Origin of the sequence: Hydrogenophaga sp. ANAO-22 (assembly GCF_042466645.1) — a bacterium.
Lineage (GTDB): Bacteria > Pseudomonadota > Gammaproteobacteria > Burkholderiales > Burkholderiaceae_C > Hydrogenophaga.
The window spans coordinates 3766249-3782231 of sequence record NZ_CP159956.1 but is presented as its reverse complement, the minus strand read 5'-3'; the positions used below and the strand labels follow the sequence as shown (position 1 = coordinate 3782231).

Here is a 15983-nt window from a genome sequence, read left to right as displayed (position 1 = left end):
GGTGGGTGGGTTCAGTCGTTGGGGGCCCGCAGCATCAGCGATGCGAAGCCGAGGTGGTGCATGGTCTCGCGCAGGATGAGCACGTAGGCCGCGAATTCGGGCTGCGGCGGCAGGCCCGAGGAGGTGGCGGGCCGGCCGAGCGAGACCGCCGCGATCTGGTTGAACACCTGCTCGATGTCGTCGATCAGGAGCAGCGCGCCGCCGGCCTCGCGCTCGTGCACCAGGCGGCGCAGCTCGTGCGCGGCGGCGTCCGACGTCACCAGCTGGGAGCCGCGCGGCAGCTGCCGCAGCAGCGGCATGACGGCGTTCTCCACGTGTTCGATCGCGGTCTCGATCTCCAGCGCCGTGGGCGGCGTGTGCTTGAACGGGCCGTTGCCCAGCGCGCGGGTGCCGATGTCCAGCATCCACTCCAGGCTGCCCCCTTCGACGGGCTCGGTCGCGATGAAGTTCTCCTGCTTGCCGATCTCGATGTGGGTGCGCGCCTCACGCATGCCGGCCTCCGTTCGCCTGCCGCGCCGAGATGCGCTGCGCCACCCGCGGCGCCTGCAGGGCGATGGTGCGCAGCAGGCCGCCGGGCTGGCGCACGTCGAAGCCCACGAAGTGCAGGCCTTCGAGCGCGCCCTCGCCGCTCAGTTGCAAGGGGATGCCGCGTTCGTCCAGCGGCAAGGCGGTGCGGGGAAAGAGTTCACCCAGCGCCGCGTCGTAGCCGGTGGCCAGCAGCACGGTGTCGAACGGGTGTTCGCTGCCGTCGGTGAACCGCACCCCGCCCGACGTGAGGCGCTGGATGCCGGGGTAGACCAGGATGTCGCCGGTCTTGATGCGCTGCACCGTGCCCACGTCGATCACCGGCGTCTTGCCCTCCTCGCGCAACTGGCGCAACGGCGAGACGCTCGCGCTGGGCAGGCCGTGGCGGCGCAGGTCGCCCACCGTGAGGTTGCGCAGCAGCACGGCCAGCGCATCGCCCAGCACCGGCGGCAGTTGGCTGAGCATGAGACTGGAGAGCTGCGCGGGCCGGCCGAGCACGTCGCGCCGCACGATGTTGACCGGCGAGCGCACCGAGAGCGCTGTGCGCACGCCGTGTTCCACCAGGTCCAGCGCGATCTCGGCGCCGGTGTTGCCCATGCCGACCACCAGCACGCGCTGGCCCTTGAAGGGCGCGGCGTTGCGGTAGCCGCGGCTGTGCAGCAGGCGGCCCTGGAACACGTCTTCGCCCGGCAGGCGGGGGGCGCGCGGCTGGCGGTTGGCGCCGGTGGCCACCACCACGTGGTTGGCCGACAGCTGGCGCCCGTTGGCCAGCGCCACCTGCCAGGGCGCGCCCGGGCCCTGCCGGGGTTCGATCGCCGTCACGTTCTGTCCCAGCGTGGGCTCGATGCCATGCTGGCGCGCGTAGGCGACCAGGTAGTCCACCACCCCCTGGCGCGGCACGTAACGCGGCGCGTCGTCGGGGAATGGCCGGCCGGGCAAGGCCGAATGGGTCTTGACGGTGTGCAGGTGCAGGCGCTCGTAATGGTGGCGCCAGGACGAGGCGATGTCCTGCGCGCGGTCGATCACCAGCGGGCTGTGCCCGCGCTGCACCAGGCAGGCCGCCACCGCCAGACCGGCCGGGCCGGCGCCGACGATGATCACGTCGGCTTCCGTCTCGGGGTCGAGGGGGGCGTGGTTGGAACCGCGAAATGGCTCGGTGTGGAAATCGGGCGGGTCGTGTTCCATGGCGGTGCCGTTATTTTCAGCCAGTTTGGCCGGCACCCTTTGCGCACGCCATGGGGCTTTCACCCACACGCAGGCGCCAAACCTGTCGCACAATGCCTCGCTTCAAGCCTCCGCCAACGGGCCTTGCCACAGCACCTGGGCATGGGCCTCCAGCACCACGGCCCCCTGCTGGTTGACCGTCTCACCCGCCAGCTCCACCACCCACTGCCCCGCCTTCCGGCTTTCGCGCAGGCGCTGCACCGTCCAGGTCGCGCGCAGCGTGTCGCCGGGATAGACCGGCAGCCGGTAGCGGTTGTGCTGCTCCAGCAGGGCGATGCGGCTGCGGGCGAAGCGCGCGCCGATGGCGCTGGCCATGATCGCGGCGGTGACCGCGCCGTGGAAGATGCGGCCGCGCAGGCCCGCATGGGTCGCCGCGCCGTCGCTCACGTGCACCGGGTGCGTGCCCTGGGTCAGGCGCACCGCCTGTTCCAGGTCGTCGCCGGAGAGCTCGCGCGCCAGGCCGAACCGCTCGCCCAGCGCCACCCCGGGGCCGCCGGCCGGCTCAGTCAACGCGGGCTCCGGATTCGCGCACGATGCGGCCCCACTTCGCGTGGTCCTCCTGCAGCAGGCGGGCGAACTCCTCGGGGCTGTTGGGCCGCGCCACGGCGCCGATGGTCAACATGGATTTCTGCATGCCCGGGTCGTCGAGCGCCTTGCGGATCTCCGCGTTCATGGCCATCACGATCTCCGCCGGCGCGCCCTTGGGGAACAGCACCCCCAGCCAGGGGCTCGCGACGAAGCCCGGCATGCCGGCCTCGATCAGGGTGGGTGCATCGGGCAGCTGCGGCACGCGCTTGCCGGAGGCCACGGCGATCAGCTTGAGCCGCTTGGATTCGATGTGCGGCACCGTGACCGTGAGGGTGTCGAAGCTGAGCATCACGTTGCCGGCCACGAGGTCCGCGATCGAGCGCACGCTGCCCTGGTAGGGGATGTGCATCATGGTGATGCCGGCCTCGCGCTTGAGGCGCTCCATCGCCAGGTGCGACAGCGTGCCGTTGCCCACCGACGAGTAGTTCAGCTTGCCGGGGTTGGCCTTGGCATAGGCCACCAGTTCGGCCAGGGTGTTGAACGGCGCCGACGGGTGGGCCACCAGCGCGAGCGGGATTTCCATTGCCACGCCGCTGGGCGCGAAGTCGGTGAGCGGGTCGTAGCCGACCGACTTGTACAGGTGCGGGTTGGTCACCAGCGAGGCCGTGGCGGCCAGCACCATGGTGTAGCCGTCCGGCGGCGACTTGGCCAGGTGGGCCAGGCCCAGGCTGCCGCCCTGCCCTGGCCGGTTCTCGACCACGAAGGGCTGCCCCATGGACTGCGACAGCCGGTCCGCCAGCAGGCGGGCCACGATGTCGGTGGCCTGCCCGGCGGGAAAGCCCACCACCAGTTTCACGGGACGGTCCGGGTAACGGCCGCCCTGCGCGCCGGACAGGCCGGCGAACAGGGTCAGCGTCAACAGCAAAACAAGCCAGCGCGCGGTTTTCATGTTGTCTCCTCGTCGGTTGTCGGGGTCTACAGCTCGGGGGCCACGGCGATCACGGTGCGGCCGGTGTTGCGACCCTCCACCACGTCCTTGATCACCTGGGGCAAGTCGTCGAAGGGCTTGACCTGCGCGATGCGGCCCAGGTGGCGCGGGCGCAGGTCGCTGGCCAGGCGGCGCCACACGTGTTCGCGCAGCGCGGGCTCGTTGTCGGAGTTGACGCCGATGAGCCGCACCCCGCGCAGGATGAAGGGCATGACGGTGGTCACCAGTTCCTGGCCCGCCGCGTTACCGATGCTGGCGATCACGCCGTCCTTGTTCGTGGTGCGGGTGAGCGCGGCCAGGGGTTCGCCGCCGAGCGAATCCACCGCGCCGGCCCACAGCGCCTTCTCCAGCGGGCGGGTGGCGGCCGCCAGGTCGCTGGCCGCGACCACCTCGCTGGCGCCGAGTGCTTTCAGGTAAGGCGCCTGCGCGGGTTTGCCGGTGACGGCCACCACCTCGTAACCCCGCTGGGCCAGGATGTCGATGGTGATGCTGGCCACACCGCCGGTGGCGCCGTTGACGAGCACCCGGCCCCGCCCGGGCGCGAGGCCATTGAGCTCCATCAGGTCCACCGCCAGGGCCGCCGTGTAGCCCGCCACGCCGATGGTGATCGCGTCCAGCGCGCTGAGCCCGGGCGGGATCGGGTTCACCCAGTCGGCCGGCACGCGGGTGCGGGTGGCGTAGCCGCCGTGCTGCGACACCCCGAAGCCGTGGCTGTGCACGATGACGGCGTCGCCCGGCTGGAAGCGCGGGCTCTGCGACGACTCCACCGTGCCCACGGCATCGATGCCGCCCACGCAGGGAAAGCGGCGGATGATGCGCCCCCGGCCGGTGGCCGCCAGCGCGTCCTTGTAGTTGACGCTGGCGTGGTGGATGCGCACGACCACGTCGCCCGGGTCGAGCTGCGACGGCGTCAAGGTGGTGAAGCGGGCCTGCACCGCGTCCGCGCTGCCTTCGATCAGATACGCCCGGATGGGGTCGTCCATGGTCACTCCTTTTGCTGGGGTTCAGATCACGCCGGCGGCCCGCAGGCCGTCCAGCTGGGCGTCGGTCAGGCCGAGTTCGCGGAACACGGCCTGGTTGTGCTGGCCCAGCGAAGGGCCGGCGTGGCGCACCGCGCCCGGCGTCTCGGAGAACGCGGGCACCACGCTCTGCATGCGCACCGTGCCGAGTTCGTCGTCAGGCACGCTGACGATGGCCTGGCGCGCGGCGAAGTGGGCGTCTTCGAAGATGTCGGCGATGTCGCAGATCGGGCTGAACCCGACCTCGTTGGCCTCCAGCATGCGCCCCAGCTCGTCGATGCGGTGCTTCGCGATCTCCGCCGCGAGCGCCTGGTCGAGTTCGGCCCGGTGGGCCACGCGGTCGCGGTTGGTGGCGTACCTCGGATCGTTCACCAGATCGGGCCGGCCCAGGGCCGCGCACAGGCGTTCGTAGATGCGCTGCGTCGAGGCGGCGATCGAGGCCCAGCGCCCGTCGGCGGTCTGGTACACATTGCCCGGCGCCGCGTACTGGCTGGTGTTGCCCGAACGGCCGCGCACCACGCCCAGCTGGTCGTACTCGATCGGCAGGAAGTCGAGCACGCGGAACATCGACTCCATCATCGAGCAGTCGATCTCCTGGCCGGGCCGGTCCTCACCGCCCTGGCGCTGGTGGTGCAACGCCGCGAGGATGCCGATGGCGCCGAACAGGCCGCCCACCGCATCGGCGATCGGAAAGCCCAAGTGCAAGGGCGGGCGGTCGGCCTCGCCGCAGAGGTTGGTGAAACCCGTCATGGCCTCGAACACGCGCGCGAAGCCCGGCCGGTTGCGGTACGGTCCGGTCTGGCCGAAACCGGTCAGGCGCAGGATGACCAGCCCTGGGTGGATGCCGTGCAACCAGTCCTTGGTGATGCCCCACTTGTCCAGCGTGCCGGGGCGGAAGTTCTCGACGAGCACGTCGTGCTCGGGCAGCAGACGGCCCAGCAGCTCGCGCCCCTCGTCGCGCCGCAGGTCCAGCGTGATGCCGCGCTTGTTGCGGTTGGCCGCCTTCCACCACAGCGGCACACCGTCCTTGTAGGGCGGCAGGGCGCGCAGCGGGTCGCCCACGCCGGGCATCTCGACCTTGAGCACGTCGGCGCCCAGGTCGGCCAGCAAGGTCGAGGCCCAGGGGCCGGCAATCACGGTGGAGAGGTCCAGGATTCGCAGCCCCTGCAGGGGCCCGGCGGCGGCGGTGCTCATGTCTCGAAATCCTTGTGATGGGTCGGTTTCGATGCCAGTTTAGGGAGCGGATGCAAAATACAGAATACGCATAGGAGGCATTTCAGACATGCTGATTCCGGATCGCAAAGGTTTGCAGATCGAAGACCTGCGCCACTTCGTCCAGGCCGCCGAACACGGCAGCCTCACGGCCGCGGCCACGGCCGCCGGCGTGGCGCAGTCGGCCTTCAGCCGCCAGCTCTCGCGCCTGGAAGCCACGCTGGGCGGGCGCCTGCTGCACCGCACCGGCCGGGGCGTGGTGCTCACCGAACTGGGCCGCCATGTGCTGCCGCGCGCGCACGCGCTGCTGGCCGACGCCTCGGCCCTGGTGGAGGAAGCCGGGGGCAACTGGCAGCGGCCCACCGGGGTGGTGAACGTGGGCCTGCTGCCGTCGATGTCGCGCCCCATGACCGGCCGCCTCTATGCGCGCGTGAGCGAGGCGTTCCCCGACATCCAGCTGCGCGTGGTCGAGGCCTACAGCGGGCAGATCGAGGTGATGCTGGCCGAGGGCCACATCGACGTGGGCACCTTCAACCGCTACCGTCCCCTGCAGCGCGAAAACCAGGACGCGGTGCTGTCCTCGCCCCTGTGCCTGATCGCCGCGCCCGGGGGCCCGCACAGCGGCAAGGCCTCGGTGCGCTTCTCGGCCCTGGCCGGCCTGCCGCTGGTGATGCCGATGCGGCCCAACAGCCTGCGCGCCCTGTTCGAGGAAGTGGCGGGCCGGCGGCGCCTGTCCATGCACGTGGCCCTGGAAGTGAGTTCGGCCACCGCGATGAAGGACGCCGTGATGAGCTGCGGCCTGCATGCCACGCTGCCCGCGCACGCGGTGCAGGACGAGCTGGCCAGGGGCCTGCTGGAGTGCATGCCCATCACCCACCCGGCGATCCGGCAGACCACCTTCATCGACGTGACCCGGCGCCGCCCCGCGTCCTCGGCGGTGCGCGAGGTCGCGCGGCTGCTGTCGGGGCTGGTGCGGCAGCTCGGCGCCTAGGCGCCCGGCAGCGCGGCGGCGCGCGCGCGCAGGAAGGCCTTCTCGCGCTCGTTGCCCGCGAGGTCGGCCGCGCGCTCGAACTCGGCGCGCGCCTCGCCGTCGCGCCCCAGCTTCGCCAGCAGGTCGCCGCGCACGCTGGGCAGCCAGTGGTACTGGCGCAGCGCCTTGTTCTTCAACAACGCGTCCACCAGCACCAGGCCGGCGGCCGGCCCGGCGTGCATGGAGATGGCCACCGCGCGGTTGAGTTCGACCACCGGCGAAGGCGCCACGCGCGCGAGTTCGCCGTACAGCGCGGCGATGCGGGCCCAGTCGGTGTCGGCGGAACGCACGGCGCGCGCGTGGCAGGCGGCGATGGCCGCCTGCAGGTGGTAAGGGCCCGGCTCGGCGCCGATCAGGTCGGCGCGGTCCAGCGCGGCCAGGCCGCGGCGGATCAGCAGGTGGTCCCAGCGGCTGCGGTCCTGGTCGGCCAGCAGCACCGGGCGGCCCTTGGCGTCGGTGCGCGCGGCGGTGCGCGAGGCCTGGATCTCCATCAGCGCCAGCAGGCCCTGCACCTCGGGCTGCTGCGGCGCGATGCCGGCCAGCATGCGGCCCAGGCGCAGCGCCTCGTCGCACAGCGCGGGGCGCATCCAGTCGCCGCCGCTGGTGGCCGTGTAGCCCTCGTTGAACACCAGGTACACCACCTCGAGCACCGAGGCCAGGCGCTCGCCCAGCGCGTCGCCGCGCGGCACCTCGAACGGCACGCCGGCCTCGCTGATGGTGCGCTTGGCGCGCACGATGCGTTGCGCGATGGTGGCCTCGGGCACCAGGAAGGCGCGCGCAATCTCGTGCGTGGTGAGCCCGCCCAGCAGTTTGAGCGTGAGGGCCACGCGCGCATCGGTGGAGAGCACCGGGTGGCAGGCCGTGAAGACCAGGCGCAGCAGGTCGTCGCCGATGTCGTCCTGCCGCGCCTCGTCCAGCGCGTCCACGAAATCGGGCACGTGCGTGGCGCCCAGGGCTTCGAGGTCGGCGGCGATGCCGTCGTGCTTCTCGTCGGCCATCTGGCGGTGGCGCAGGTGGTCGAGCGCGCGGCGCTTGGCGGTGGTCATGAGCCAGGCGGCGGGGTTGTCGGGCACGCCGTCCCTGGGCCAGTGCTCCAGCGCGGCCACCAGCGCGTCCTGCGCGAGCTCCTCGGCCACGCCGATGTCGCGCACCACCCGCGCCACGCTGGCCGTGATGCGCGCGGACTCGAGGCGCCAGACGGTGGCGATGGCCTGGTGGACACTGGAATGCATGGGCCGAATTTACATCTGCGCGGGGGCGGCGCTCATGTCCATCCAGAACACCTCCCATTGGTGGCCGTCGAGGTCGGCGAAACCGTGCTGGTACATGAAGCCGTGGTCCATCGGCGCGTTCGGCGTGGTGGCGCCGGCGGCCACCGCCTTGGCCACCACCTCGTCCACCTGGGCGCGGTGGTCGACCGAGAGCGCCACCAGCACCTCGGTGGCCTTCTTCGCGTCCGAGATCGGCAGTTTGGTGAAGCCCTGGAAGAAGGGCTCGACCAGCAGCATGGCGAAGATGTTCTCGCCCACCTCCAGGCAGGCGCCCTGCTCGTTGGTGAACTGCGGGTTGAAGTTCAGGCCCAGCGACTTGAAGAAGGCCTGCGAGCGGGCCATGTCCTTGATGGGCAGGTTGACGAAGATCTGGCGAAACATGGTGCTTCCTTTCGAAGGGTGAGGGGGTGAAGAAGGTTCAGGACGCCGCCGGCTTCTCGGCCAGGGACTTGAGGTAAGACAGGCCGGCCTCGAAGTCGCGGCCGATCATCTGGTCCATGTTCATGAAGACGCCGATGAGCCGCGCGATGAAGGGGCTGGGGCCGTCCATGGCCCAGGTCACGCGGGTGGCCTCGCCTTCGGGCACCAGGCTGAAGGTGACGACGTTGTGGCCCTCGAAGGGCTCGAACATGTCGAGCTGCATGGTCACGCTGGAGGGCGCGCTGGACGCGGTGATGCCGATGCGGCCCTTGCCCACGTCCTTGTTGCCCTGGAACTCGTACACCGCGCCGGGGCCGGCGGTGGGCCCGCTGTACTGGCCCTGCATGGCCGGGTCCTTGCGGGCGTAGGGGTTCCAGGTGTTGAAGCGCTGCAGGTCGTTGATAAGCGGGTGCAGCCGCTCGGCGCTCGCCTGGATGGTGGTGGAGCGCTCGACGTGGAAGCGGTCGGGCCGGCTCGCGGCGTACAGCAGCAGGGCGGCGATGGCCACGCCGATGAGCAAAGCAAGGATCTTGAGCATGGTGGCGGCTCCTCAGCGCTGGGGGTTGTGCATGGCGTCGAGCTTCTTGAAGTCTTCCAATGGCTCGCTGGGCGGGAAGTCCTCCATCTCGTAGAGCTGGCGCAGTTCGATCACGGCCTCCTTGCCGGCGCCCGCCGGGTTGGGGAAGCGGCGGCTCCACTCCATCGCCTCCTCGCGCGAACGCACCTGGATCAGGGTGTAGCCGGCGATGAGTTCCTTGGACTCGGCGAACGGGCCGTCGACGACGCGCTTTTTGCCGTCGGCGCTGTACTGGATGCGCCAGCCTTTGCGGCTGGGGTGCAGGCCCGAGCCGTCGAGCAGCACGCCGGCCTGGGCCAGCTCCTCGTGGTAGCGGACCATCTCGGCCATCAGCGCCTCGTCGGGCGCGGGCGAGGTCTCGGCTTCGAATTCGTCGCAGGACTTGACGATGATCATGAATCGCATGGTGGGTCTCCTGGAGAGGGGTTCAGGGGTGGTCGAAGGCGTGCTGCAGGGCCGCGATGTCGAGCTTGCCCATGGCGAGCATGGCCAGCGTGACGCTCTGGCGCCGCGCCGCATCGGGATGCTGCAGCTGGGCCATGAGCTGCTCGGGCACGACCTGCCAGGACAGGCCGTAGCGGTCCTGCAGCCAGCCGCAGCGCTCCTGCTCGGGCACGGCCGAGAGGTGTTGCCAGTAGTGGTCCACCTCCTGCTGCGAAGTGCAGCGCACCAGCAGGGAGATCGCGGGCGAGAACCGGAAATGCGGCCCGCCGTTGAGCGCGGTGTGCGGCTGCCCGTCGAGTTCGAAATCGATCGTGAGCACCGTGCCCTCGGGCAGCTGGGCGCCAGGGCCGTAGCGGGTGATCGCGCCGATGCGCGAGTTCGGGAACACCGACACGTAGAACCGTGCGGCCTCCTCGGCCTGTGTGTCAAACCACAGGCAAGGCTGGATGCGGGCGGGTGCGTTCATCAAGAACTCCTGTTGAAATGGGGATCTTCAACAGGCACGACGAACCAGCCCCGCGGTTTTCGACAAGCGCCGACAGAAACACCCAGGAAAAACCCTGAGGCCGGGATTCAGCCCCGGCTGTCGTCGTAACACGGCCCGAGGGCGCGCACCTCGACGGTGGCCCATTCGGCGGCCGGGCACTCCTGGGCGATGGCCACGGCCTCGTCCATGCTGGCGCAGTCCAGCAGGAAAAAGCCGCCGATCATTTCCTTGGCTTCGGCGAACGGCCCGTCCACCACCTGGGCCTTGCCGCCACCGGTGTGCACCCGCACCCCCTGGGACTGGGAGGCCAGCGATTCCGCCGCCAGCAGCTTGCCGCGCGAGCGCAGCGACTCGCCGAAACGCTGCATGCTGGCGTACGCCTCGCGGCCCTGGGCCTCGGTGCGGGTGCCGCGCTGGCCGGCCGGTTCAAGGATCAGGAGCATGTGGGACATGGAGCGCCTCGTTTCGCTGTGCACAAGCCCTCCATGCTAACGCCTCACCCCGCCACCCGATGGCCCACAATGCCTTTCCATGAACCCTGCCAACTTCGAGGCCTTTCGCCTTCAGGCCCTGATCGAAGGCTACGACGAGGTGATCGAGCGCGAGTGGGCGCCCTTCACGGTGCTGGACATGCACACCCACCCCTTTGCCGCCAAGGCGGTGGTCACGCGCGGCGAGATGTGGCTGACGGTGGGCGACCTCACGCGCCAGCTGCGCGCGGGCGACACCTTCCAGATCGACGGCGAGGTGCCGCACGCCGAGCGCTATGGCGCCGAGGGCGCCACCTACTGGGTGGCGCGGCGCAAGGACTGACCGAAAACGCTCAGTCCAGGTAGGCCTCGGCCTGCCGGATCACGGGCGACCAGCGCGCGATCTCCTGGCGCAGGTGCTTGCCCAGCCCTTCGGGCGTGGCCTTGTCCTTGCTCACGGGCAGGGCGCCCAGCTTCTGCAGGCTGTCGCGGAACGCCGGGTCGGCCAGGCCGTCCTGCAGCGCCTTCACCAGCTTTTCGGTGACGGGCCTGGGCAGGTTCTTCGGCGCGTACACGCCGTGCCAGACCGTGACCTCCAGCCCGTCGATCCCCTGCTCGCTCAGCGTCGGCAGCTCCGGCAGCGAGGGCAGGCGCTCGCGCGTGGTGCTGCCGTAGGGCTTGACGCGCGCGGCCTGGATCGGGCCCAGCGTGGTGGTGATCTGGTCGCACAGCAGCTCCACCTGGCCCCCCTGCAGGTCGGCCATGGCGGGCGCGGCGCCCTTGTAGGGCACGGTGGTCATGGCCAGGTTCAGCCGGCTCATCAGCATCAGGCCGCACAGGTGCGAGGCCGTGCCGATGCCGGCGTTGGCGAGGTTGATCTTCTTCTGGTTGAGCGTGATGTACTGGTGCAGCGCCTTGAAACCGGTCGGTTCGAGGTCGCGCTTGCCCACCAGCGTCATGGGCACGTCCGCCACCTGGCCGATGAAGTCCAGGTCGGTGGCCGGGTTGAAGCGCAGCGAGCGCGAGAGCGCGGGCAGCGTGGACATGCCGATGTTGTGGATCAGCAGCGTGTAGCCATTGGCTTCGGCGCGCACCACGGCCTCGGTGCCGACGATGCCGCCCGAGCTGGCGCGGTTCTCCACCACCACCGGCTGGCCCAGCGACTTGCCCATGGCCTGGGCCAGGTGGCGCGCGACCACGTCGGTCGGCCCGCCGGCCGAGAACGGCACGATGAGCGTCACCGGGCGCTGGGGGAACTCCTGGGCCAGCGCGGCGCTGCCCAGGCCCAGCGCGATGGCCAGGGTGAATATCCGTTTCTTCATCTTTGTCTCCTTCGTTGTGGTTCGGTCGATGGGGTCGCGGCGGTCTCAGGCCTCCGTCTTCTCGGTCCATTCGCGGTCCGCGTTCAGCAGGGGGTCGCGCACCAGAACGCCGTCGCGGTACAGCTGCCCGATCTCGTCGTCGTCCAGCCCGGCGAGCGATTTGAGGATCTCCTCGTTGTGCTCGCCCAGCAGATCGGCGCGCAGGCCGCCCGGCACGCGCCACGCGGAGAAGCGCGCGGGCGGGCCCGGGATGTCGAAGCGGCCGATGTAGGGGTCGTGCACCTCGCGCACCACGCCGCGTTCGCGCAGGTGCGGGTGCGCCATGGCCTCGCGCAGGGTGAGCACGGGCGCGCAGGGAATGCGGTGGCGTTCCAGCGCGGCGATGGCCTCGTCGCGCGTGGTGAAGCCGGCCAGCCAGCCCTCGAGGATGTGCTTGAGCGCTTCGTTGTGGTCGCGCCGCAGCGCGGCGGTGGCGAAGCGCTCGTCCTTCAGCAGCTCGGGCTGGCCCAGCGCCTCGACGAAGGCCGCCCACTGGTGCGGCAGCGTGGCCAGCGTGAGGTAACTGCCGTCGCCGCAGCGGAAGATGCCGGTCGGCCCGCCGTCGGGGTGCTGCGAGCCGGTGCGCACCGGGGTGTGGTGCTCGCGCAGGCTCACGCGCGGCACAGCCACCTCGTGCATGTTGAAGTAGGTGTCGAGCAGCGAGGTCTCGATGTACTGGCCCTCGCCGGTGCGCTCGCGGTGCAGCAGCGCGAAGCCCACCGCCATCGCCGCCGCCACGCCGGTGGAGGCGTCGCCGATGGCCATGGTGATCAGCGCGGGCTCGCCGTCGCGCTCGCCGATCAGGTCGGTGATGCCGGCATAGGCCTGGGCCACGTAGTCGTAGCCCGGCTTCTGCGCCAGCTCGCCGGCCTGGCCGGCCAGCGAGATGGAGCACATCACCAGCCTCGGGTTGATCGCCTTCAGCTCGTCGTAGCTCAGGCCCGCGCGCGCCATCACGCCGGGCGAGAAGTTCTCCACCAGCACGTCGAACTTCGGCACCATGGCCTTGATGAGTTCGCGCGCGCGCTCGCTCTTGAAGTCCAGCGCCAGGCTTTTCTTGGAGTGGTTGTGCTGGATGAAGTAGGTGCTCTGGGAGCAGCGCTTGTGCTCGGGCTGGTTGGAGCGCAGGCCGCCCACGCGGGTGCGGTCGCCGAAGGGCGCGAGCTCGAGCTTGACCACCTCGGCGCCCATCTCGGCCAGGATGCGGGTGCAGGTCGGGCCGGCCACGATCTGCGTGATGTCGAGCACGCGGTAGCCGGTGAGCATGGGGGTCTTCTGGGTCATGGGGTCTTTTCCGAGGGGGAGAACTGGCCGGCGCCGAACAGGTTGTCCCAGCGCTCGCCGGTGGGCTTGGCGCCGGAGCGGTCGACCTTCTCTTCCAGCACGGCCAGGCCGCGCTGCACCGCCGGGCGCGCGCGCACCGCCGCGTACCAGCGCTGCAGGTGAGGGAAGTCGGCGAGGTCCTGGCCCTGCCACTTGTGGGCGCGCAGCCAGGGGTAGGTCGCCATGTCGGCGATGGAGTACTGGTCGCCCGCGAGGTACTCGGCCTCGGCCAGGCGGCGGTCGATCACGGTGTAGAGCCGGCGCGCCTCTTTCGTGTAGCGGTCGATCGCGTATTCGATCCTCTCGGGCGCGTACTTGCGGAAGTGGTGCGCCTGCCCGAGCATGGGGCCGACCCCCCCCATCTGGAACATGAGCCACTGCACCACGTCATAGCGCGCGCGCAGGTCCTGCGGCAGGAAGGCCCAGCCCTGCTTCTCGGCCAGGTACATCATGATGGCCCCCGACTCGAACAGCGCGATCGGCGCGCCGCCCGGGCCCTCGGGGTCCACCAGCGCGGGGATCTTGTTGTTCGGGCTGATCCTGAGGAACTCGGGCCGGAACTGCTCGCCCTTGCCGATGTGCACGGGGATGACGCGGTAAGGCAGGCCCAGCTCTTCCAGCAGGATGGAGACCTTGTAGCCGTTGGGCGTGCTCCAGAAGTAGAGATCGATCATGGGCGGTGATGATGGTGCGCATGGCCGAGGTGCGCCAATACCGTGTCGGGCTTGGGGCATCGTGAAAAGATATGGAGCCCCCCAAGGGCCGATAGGACAATGGCCCGATGGAAATCCGCCAGCTCAAGTACTTCGTGCGCATCGTCGAACTGGGCAGCGTCTCGCGCGCTGCCGCCGACCTGTTCATCGCCCAGCCCGCGCTCAGCCACCAGATGGCCAACCTGGAGGACGAGCTCAAGGTCAAGCTGCTCTCGCGCAGCGTGCGCGGCGTCTCGGCCACCGAAGCGGGCGAGGTGTTCTACCGCCATGCGCGCGCCATGCTGCGCCAGATGGAGCGCATGCGCACCGACGTGCAGCACGCCGGCGACTACCCGCAGGGCCTGGTCTCGGTGGGCCTGCCCAGCAGCGCGGCCACGCTGCTCGCGCCTTCGCTGATCGCCGAGGCCGCCGCGAAGTACCCCGACATCCAGCTGCAGATCACCGAGAGCCTGAGCGGCCACCTGGAGGAGCTGGTGGTCAACGGCCGCATCGAGATGAGCCTGCTGTTCGAGCCGCTGGCGCCGGACACCGGCACCGCGCGCCAGAAGGTCTCCAGCCACCTGGACGTGCGCCCGCTGCTGATCGAGGACCTGTTCCTGATGTCGGCACAGGGCGTGGGCGATGGCGACACGGTGTCGCTGGCCCACGCCGCGCCCTGCGCGCTGGCCCTGCCCGGCCGCTCCAACGTGACGCGCCAGATCATCGACGCGGCCTTCCAGGCCGCCGGGCACGAGATGCGCGTGCTGGCCGAGCTCGACTCGCTGGCCACCATCCGCGCGGTGGTGGCCAGCGGCGTGGGCGCCACCATCGGCTCGGCGGCCATTCCGGGCGGCACGGCCGGCCTGCGCGTGCAGCGCATCACCGAGCCGGCGCTGCAGCGCCGCCTCTCGCTGTGCACCTTCGACATCGTGCCCCTGAGCAGCGCGGCGCACCGCATCGTCGAGCTCATCACCGAGGTCACGCACCGGCGGGTGGAGGCGGGTCAATGGCCTGGCGCCTCGCCCGTGCCGCCCCCATAGGACGGCGCGATACCGCCACGTCAAAGACCTATTTCCCCCCGCGTGGACCCGCTGCCTACACTGCGGCGCACATTTCCAACGGTGGGCCCATGACTGCAAAGATCCTCGACGGCGTGGTCGTTCTCGACCTCACGCGCTTTTTCTCCGGCCCCCAGGGCACGCTGTTCCTGGCCGGCCTGGGCGCGGAGGTCATCAAGATCGACGACCCGAAAACCGGCGACCCGACCGCCTTCGCGCCGCCTTTCGCGGGCCCGCAGGGCGTGAGCTTCCAGCGCCAGACCGACGAGGACATGGGCATTGCCTACCTCAAGCGCGCGCGGGGCAAGAAGTCGGCCACGCTCAACCTCAAGAGCGCCGAGGGGCGCGAGATCTTCCTGCGCATGGTGCGCCACGCGGACGTGGTGGTGGACAACTTCAGCGCCGGCGTGGCCGAGCGCCTGGGCGTGGGCTACGCGGCGCTGAAGGAAGCCAACCCGCGCATCGTGTACTGCTCGCTCACCGGCTATGGTGCCACCGGGCCGGACCGCCACCTCAAGGCCTACGACCTGATGGTGCAGGCCGCCGTGGGCCTGATGAGCATCACCGGCCAGCCCGGCAGCGCGCCCACCAAGGCCGGCTCACCGGTGTCCGACGCGATCTCGGGCGTGTTCGCCGCGCTGGGCATCGTGGCCGCGCTGCTGCACCGCGACCGCACCGGCGAGGGCCAGGCCATCGACGTGTCCATGGCCGACTGCCTGTTCTCGCTGATCTTCGACGAGCCGCTGGACTGCTACCCGCAGCTCGGCCTGCAGCCCCAGCAGGGCAACCGCATCATGCGCTTCTCGCCCTTCAACGCCTACCGCACGCGCGACGGCTGGGTCACGCTCGGAGCGGCCACGCACGACGACTGGCTCGCGCTGCTGGAGGTGATGGAGCGCCGCGACCTCCAGGACGACCCGGACATGATGTCGGTCGCCTGGCGCCTGGCGAACAACGCCCAGGTGGACGAGGTGGTCGCGTCGTGGGCGCGGACCATCACCACCGAGGAGGTCGAGGCCCGCCTGGCGCAGGCCAAGCTGGCCTGCAGCCCGGTGCGCGACATCCACGGTGTGCTGCGCTGGGACCAGATGGTCCAGCGCCAGATGGCGGTGCCGCTGTGGAACCCGCTGAGCCGCTCCACCATGGTGGCCGCGGGCTCGGGCTTTCCGATCAAGTTCAGCGCCGCCCCGGGCGGCTACGACCAGCCAGCCCCGCTGCCCGGCGCGCACAGCGACGAGGTGCTCACGCGCCTGGCCGGCCTGGACGCGGCGCAGATCGAGGCCTTGCGCGGCGCGCGGGTGGTCTGACCCTCCCCAAAAAAACGCCGGCTCGAAGCCGGCGTTTTTGTGAAGGG

At 70.5% G+C, this 15983-nt stretch carries 19 protein-coding genes; 4 read left to right on the top strand and 15 right to left on the bottom strand.

What is annotated here, in order from left to right; all coding sequences use genetic code 11:
• Positions 1–11: 11 nt before the first annotated feature.
• From ABSY19_RS18185 to ABSY19_RS18160, 6 genes are all read right to left on the bottom strand, one after another.
• Positions 12–491: a hypothetical protein gene (locus tag ABSY19_RS18185; protein WP_382154329.1), complete on the bottom strand. Its 480-nt coding sequence runs from the start codon at positions 489–491 to the stop codon at positions 12–14.
• The gene (locus tag ABSY19_RS18180) at positions 484–1710 is read right to left on the bottom strand and encodes a flavin-containing monooxygenase (RefSeq protein WP_382154326.1); all 1227 of its coding nucleotides are present in this window, start codon (positions 1708–1710) and stop codon (positions 484–486) included. The genes ABSY19_RS18185 and ABSY19_RS18180 overlap by 8 nt, the downstream gene beginning before the upstream one ends.
• Positions 1711–1812: 102 nt before the next feature.
• Complete coding sequence (locus ABSY19_RS18175; RefSeq protein ID WP_382154323.1) at positions 1813–2259, bottom strand: MaoC family dehydratase; 447 nt, start codon at positions 2257–2259, stop codon at positions 1813–1815.
• Positions 2252–3226: a Bug family tripartite tricarboxylate transporter substrate binding protein gene (locus ABSY19_RS18170; RefSeq protein WP_382154320.1), complete on the bottom strand. Its 975-nt coding sequence runs from the start codon at positions 3224–3226 to the stop codon at positions 2252–2254. The genes ABSY19_RS18175 and ABSY19_RS18170 overlap by 8 nt, the downstream gene beginning before the upstream one ends.
• A 26-nt stretch (positions 3227–3252) precedes the next feature.
• Complete coding sequence (locus tag ABSY19_RS18165; RefSeq protein WP_382154317.1) at positions 3253–4248, bottom strand: acryloyl-CoA reductase; 996 nt, start codon at positions 4246–4248, stop codon at positions 3253–3255.
• 21 nt (positions 4249–4269) lie between these two features.
• Positions 4270–5478 (bottom strand): CaiB/BaiF CoA transferase family protein, encoded by a 1209-nt coding sequence (locus tag ABSY19_RS18160; RefSeq protein ID WP_382154314.1) that lies wholly within the window; start codon positions 5476–5478, stop codon positions 4270–4272.
• Positions 5479–5566: 88 nt separating this feature from the next.
• Between ABSY19_RS18160 and ABSY19_RS18155 the strand changes: the two genes are divergently transcribed.
• Positions 5567–6487, top strand: coding sequence for a LysR substrate-binding domain-containing protein (locus ABSY19_RS18155; RefSeq protein WP_382154311.1), 921 nt, complete (start codon positions 5567–5569; stop codon positions 6485–6487).
• Here the strand turns inward: ABSY19_RS18155 and ABSY19_RS18150 are convergent.
• The 6 genes from ABSY19_RS18150 to ABSY19_RS18125 form a co-directional block, all read right to left on the bottom strand.
• Entirely contained in the window at positions 6484–7758 is a 1275-nt protein-coding gene (locus ABSY19_RS18150; protein WP_382154308.1) for an RNA polymerase sigma factor, read from the bottom strand. The genes ABSY19_RS18155 and ABSY19_RS18150 overlap by 4 nt on opposite strands.
• A 9-nt stretch (positions 7759–7767) precedes the next feature.
• Positions 7768–8178 (bottom strand): VOC family protein, encoded by a 411-nt coding sequence (locus tag ABSY19_RS18145; protein WP_382154305.1) that lies wholly within the window; start codon positions 8176–8178, stop codon positions 7768–7770.
• Between the two features lie 37 nt (positions 8179–8215).
• Positions 8216–8755 (bottom strand): SRPBCC family protein, encoded by a 540-nt coding sequence (locus tag ABSY19_RS18140; protein ID WP_382154302.1) that lies wholly within the window; start codon positions 8753–8755, stop codon positions 8216–8218.
• 12 nt (positions 8756–8767) lie between these two features.
• On the bottom strand, positions 8768–9199 hold the full coding sequence (locus ABSY19_RS18135; RefSeq protein WP_291111214.1) for a YciI family protein: 432 nt from the start codon (positions 9197–9199) through the stop codon (positions 8768–8770).
• Between the two features lie 22 nt (positions 9200–9221).
• Entirely contained in the window at positions 9222–9704 is a 483-nt protein-coding gene (locus ABSY19_RS18130; protein WP_382154299.1) for a VOC family protein, read from the bottom strand.
• 107 nt (positions 9705–9811) lie between these two features.
• A complete protein-coding gene (locus tag ABSY19_RS18125; RefSeq protein WP_291111210.1) occupies positions 9812–10177 on the bottom strand; it encodes a YciI family protein in 366 nt (121 codons plus the stop codon).
• A gap of 79 nt (positions 10178–10256) precedes the next feature.
• Between ABSY19_RS18125 and ABSY19_RS18120 the strand changes: the two genes are divergently transcribed.
• On the top strand, positions 10257–10538 hold the full coding sequence (locus tag ABSY19_RS18120; protein WP_382154296.1) for a cupin domain-containing protein: 282 nt from the start codon (positions 10257–10259) through the stop codon (positions 10536–10538).
• Positions 10539–10548: 10 nt separating this feature from the next.
• Here ABSY19_RS18120 and ABSY19_RS18115 read toward each other — a convergent pair whose 3' ends face one another.
• Genes ABSY19_RS18115 through ABSY19_RS18105 form a run of 3 tightly spaced genes read right to left on the bottom strand, consistent with a single transcriptional unit; the run spans position 10549 to position 13553 of the window.
• On the bottom strand, positions 10549–11517 hold the full coding sequence (locus ABSY19_RS18115) for a tripartite tricarboxylate transporter substrate-binding protein (protein WP_382154293.1): 969 nt from the start codon (positions 11515–11517) through the stop codon (positions 10549–10551).
• 45 nt (positions 11518–11562) lie between these two features.
• Positions 11563–12840 (bottom strand): CaiB/BaiF CoA transferase family protein, encoded by a 1278-nt coding sequence (locus ABSY19_RS18110; RefSeq protein ID WP_382154291.1) that lies wholly within the window; start codon positions 12838–12840, stop codon positions 11563–11565.
• Positions 12837–13553 (bottom strand): glutathione S-transferase family protein, encoded by a 717-nt coding sequence (locus ABSY19_RS18105; RefSeq protein ID WP_382154288.1) that lies wholly within the window; start codon positions 13551–13553, stop codon positions 12837–12839. The genes ABSY19_RS18110 and ABSY19_RS18105 overlap by 4 nt, the downstream gene beginning before the upstream one ends.
• Positions 13554–13660: 107 nt before the next feature.
• On the opposite strand from ABSY19_RS18105, the gene ABSY19_RS18100 reads away from it, so the two are divergent.
• Entirely contained in the window at positions 13661–14611 is a 951-nt protein-coding gene (locus ABSY19_RS18100) for a LysR substrate-binding domain-containing protein (protein ID WP_382154285.1), read from the top strand.
• Between the two features lie 89 nt (positions 14612–14700).
• Positions 14701–15936, top strand: a complete 1236-nt coding sequence (locus ABSY19_RS18095; protein ID WP_382154282.1) for a CaiB/BaiF CoA transferase family protein — start codon at positions 14701–14703, stop codon at positions 15934–15936.
• Positions 15937–15983: the final 47 nt, after the last annotated feature.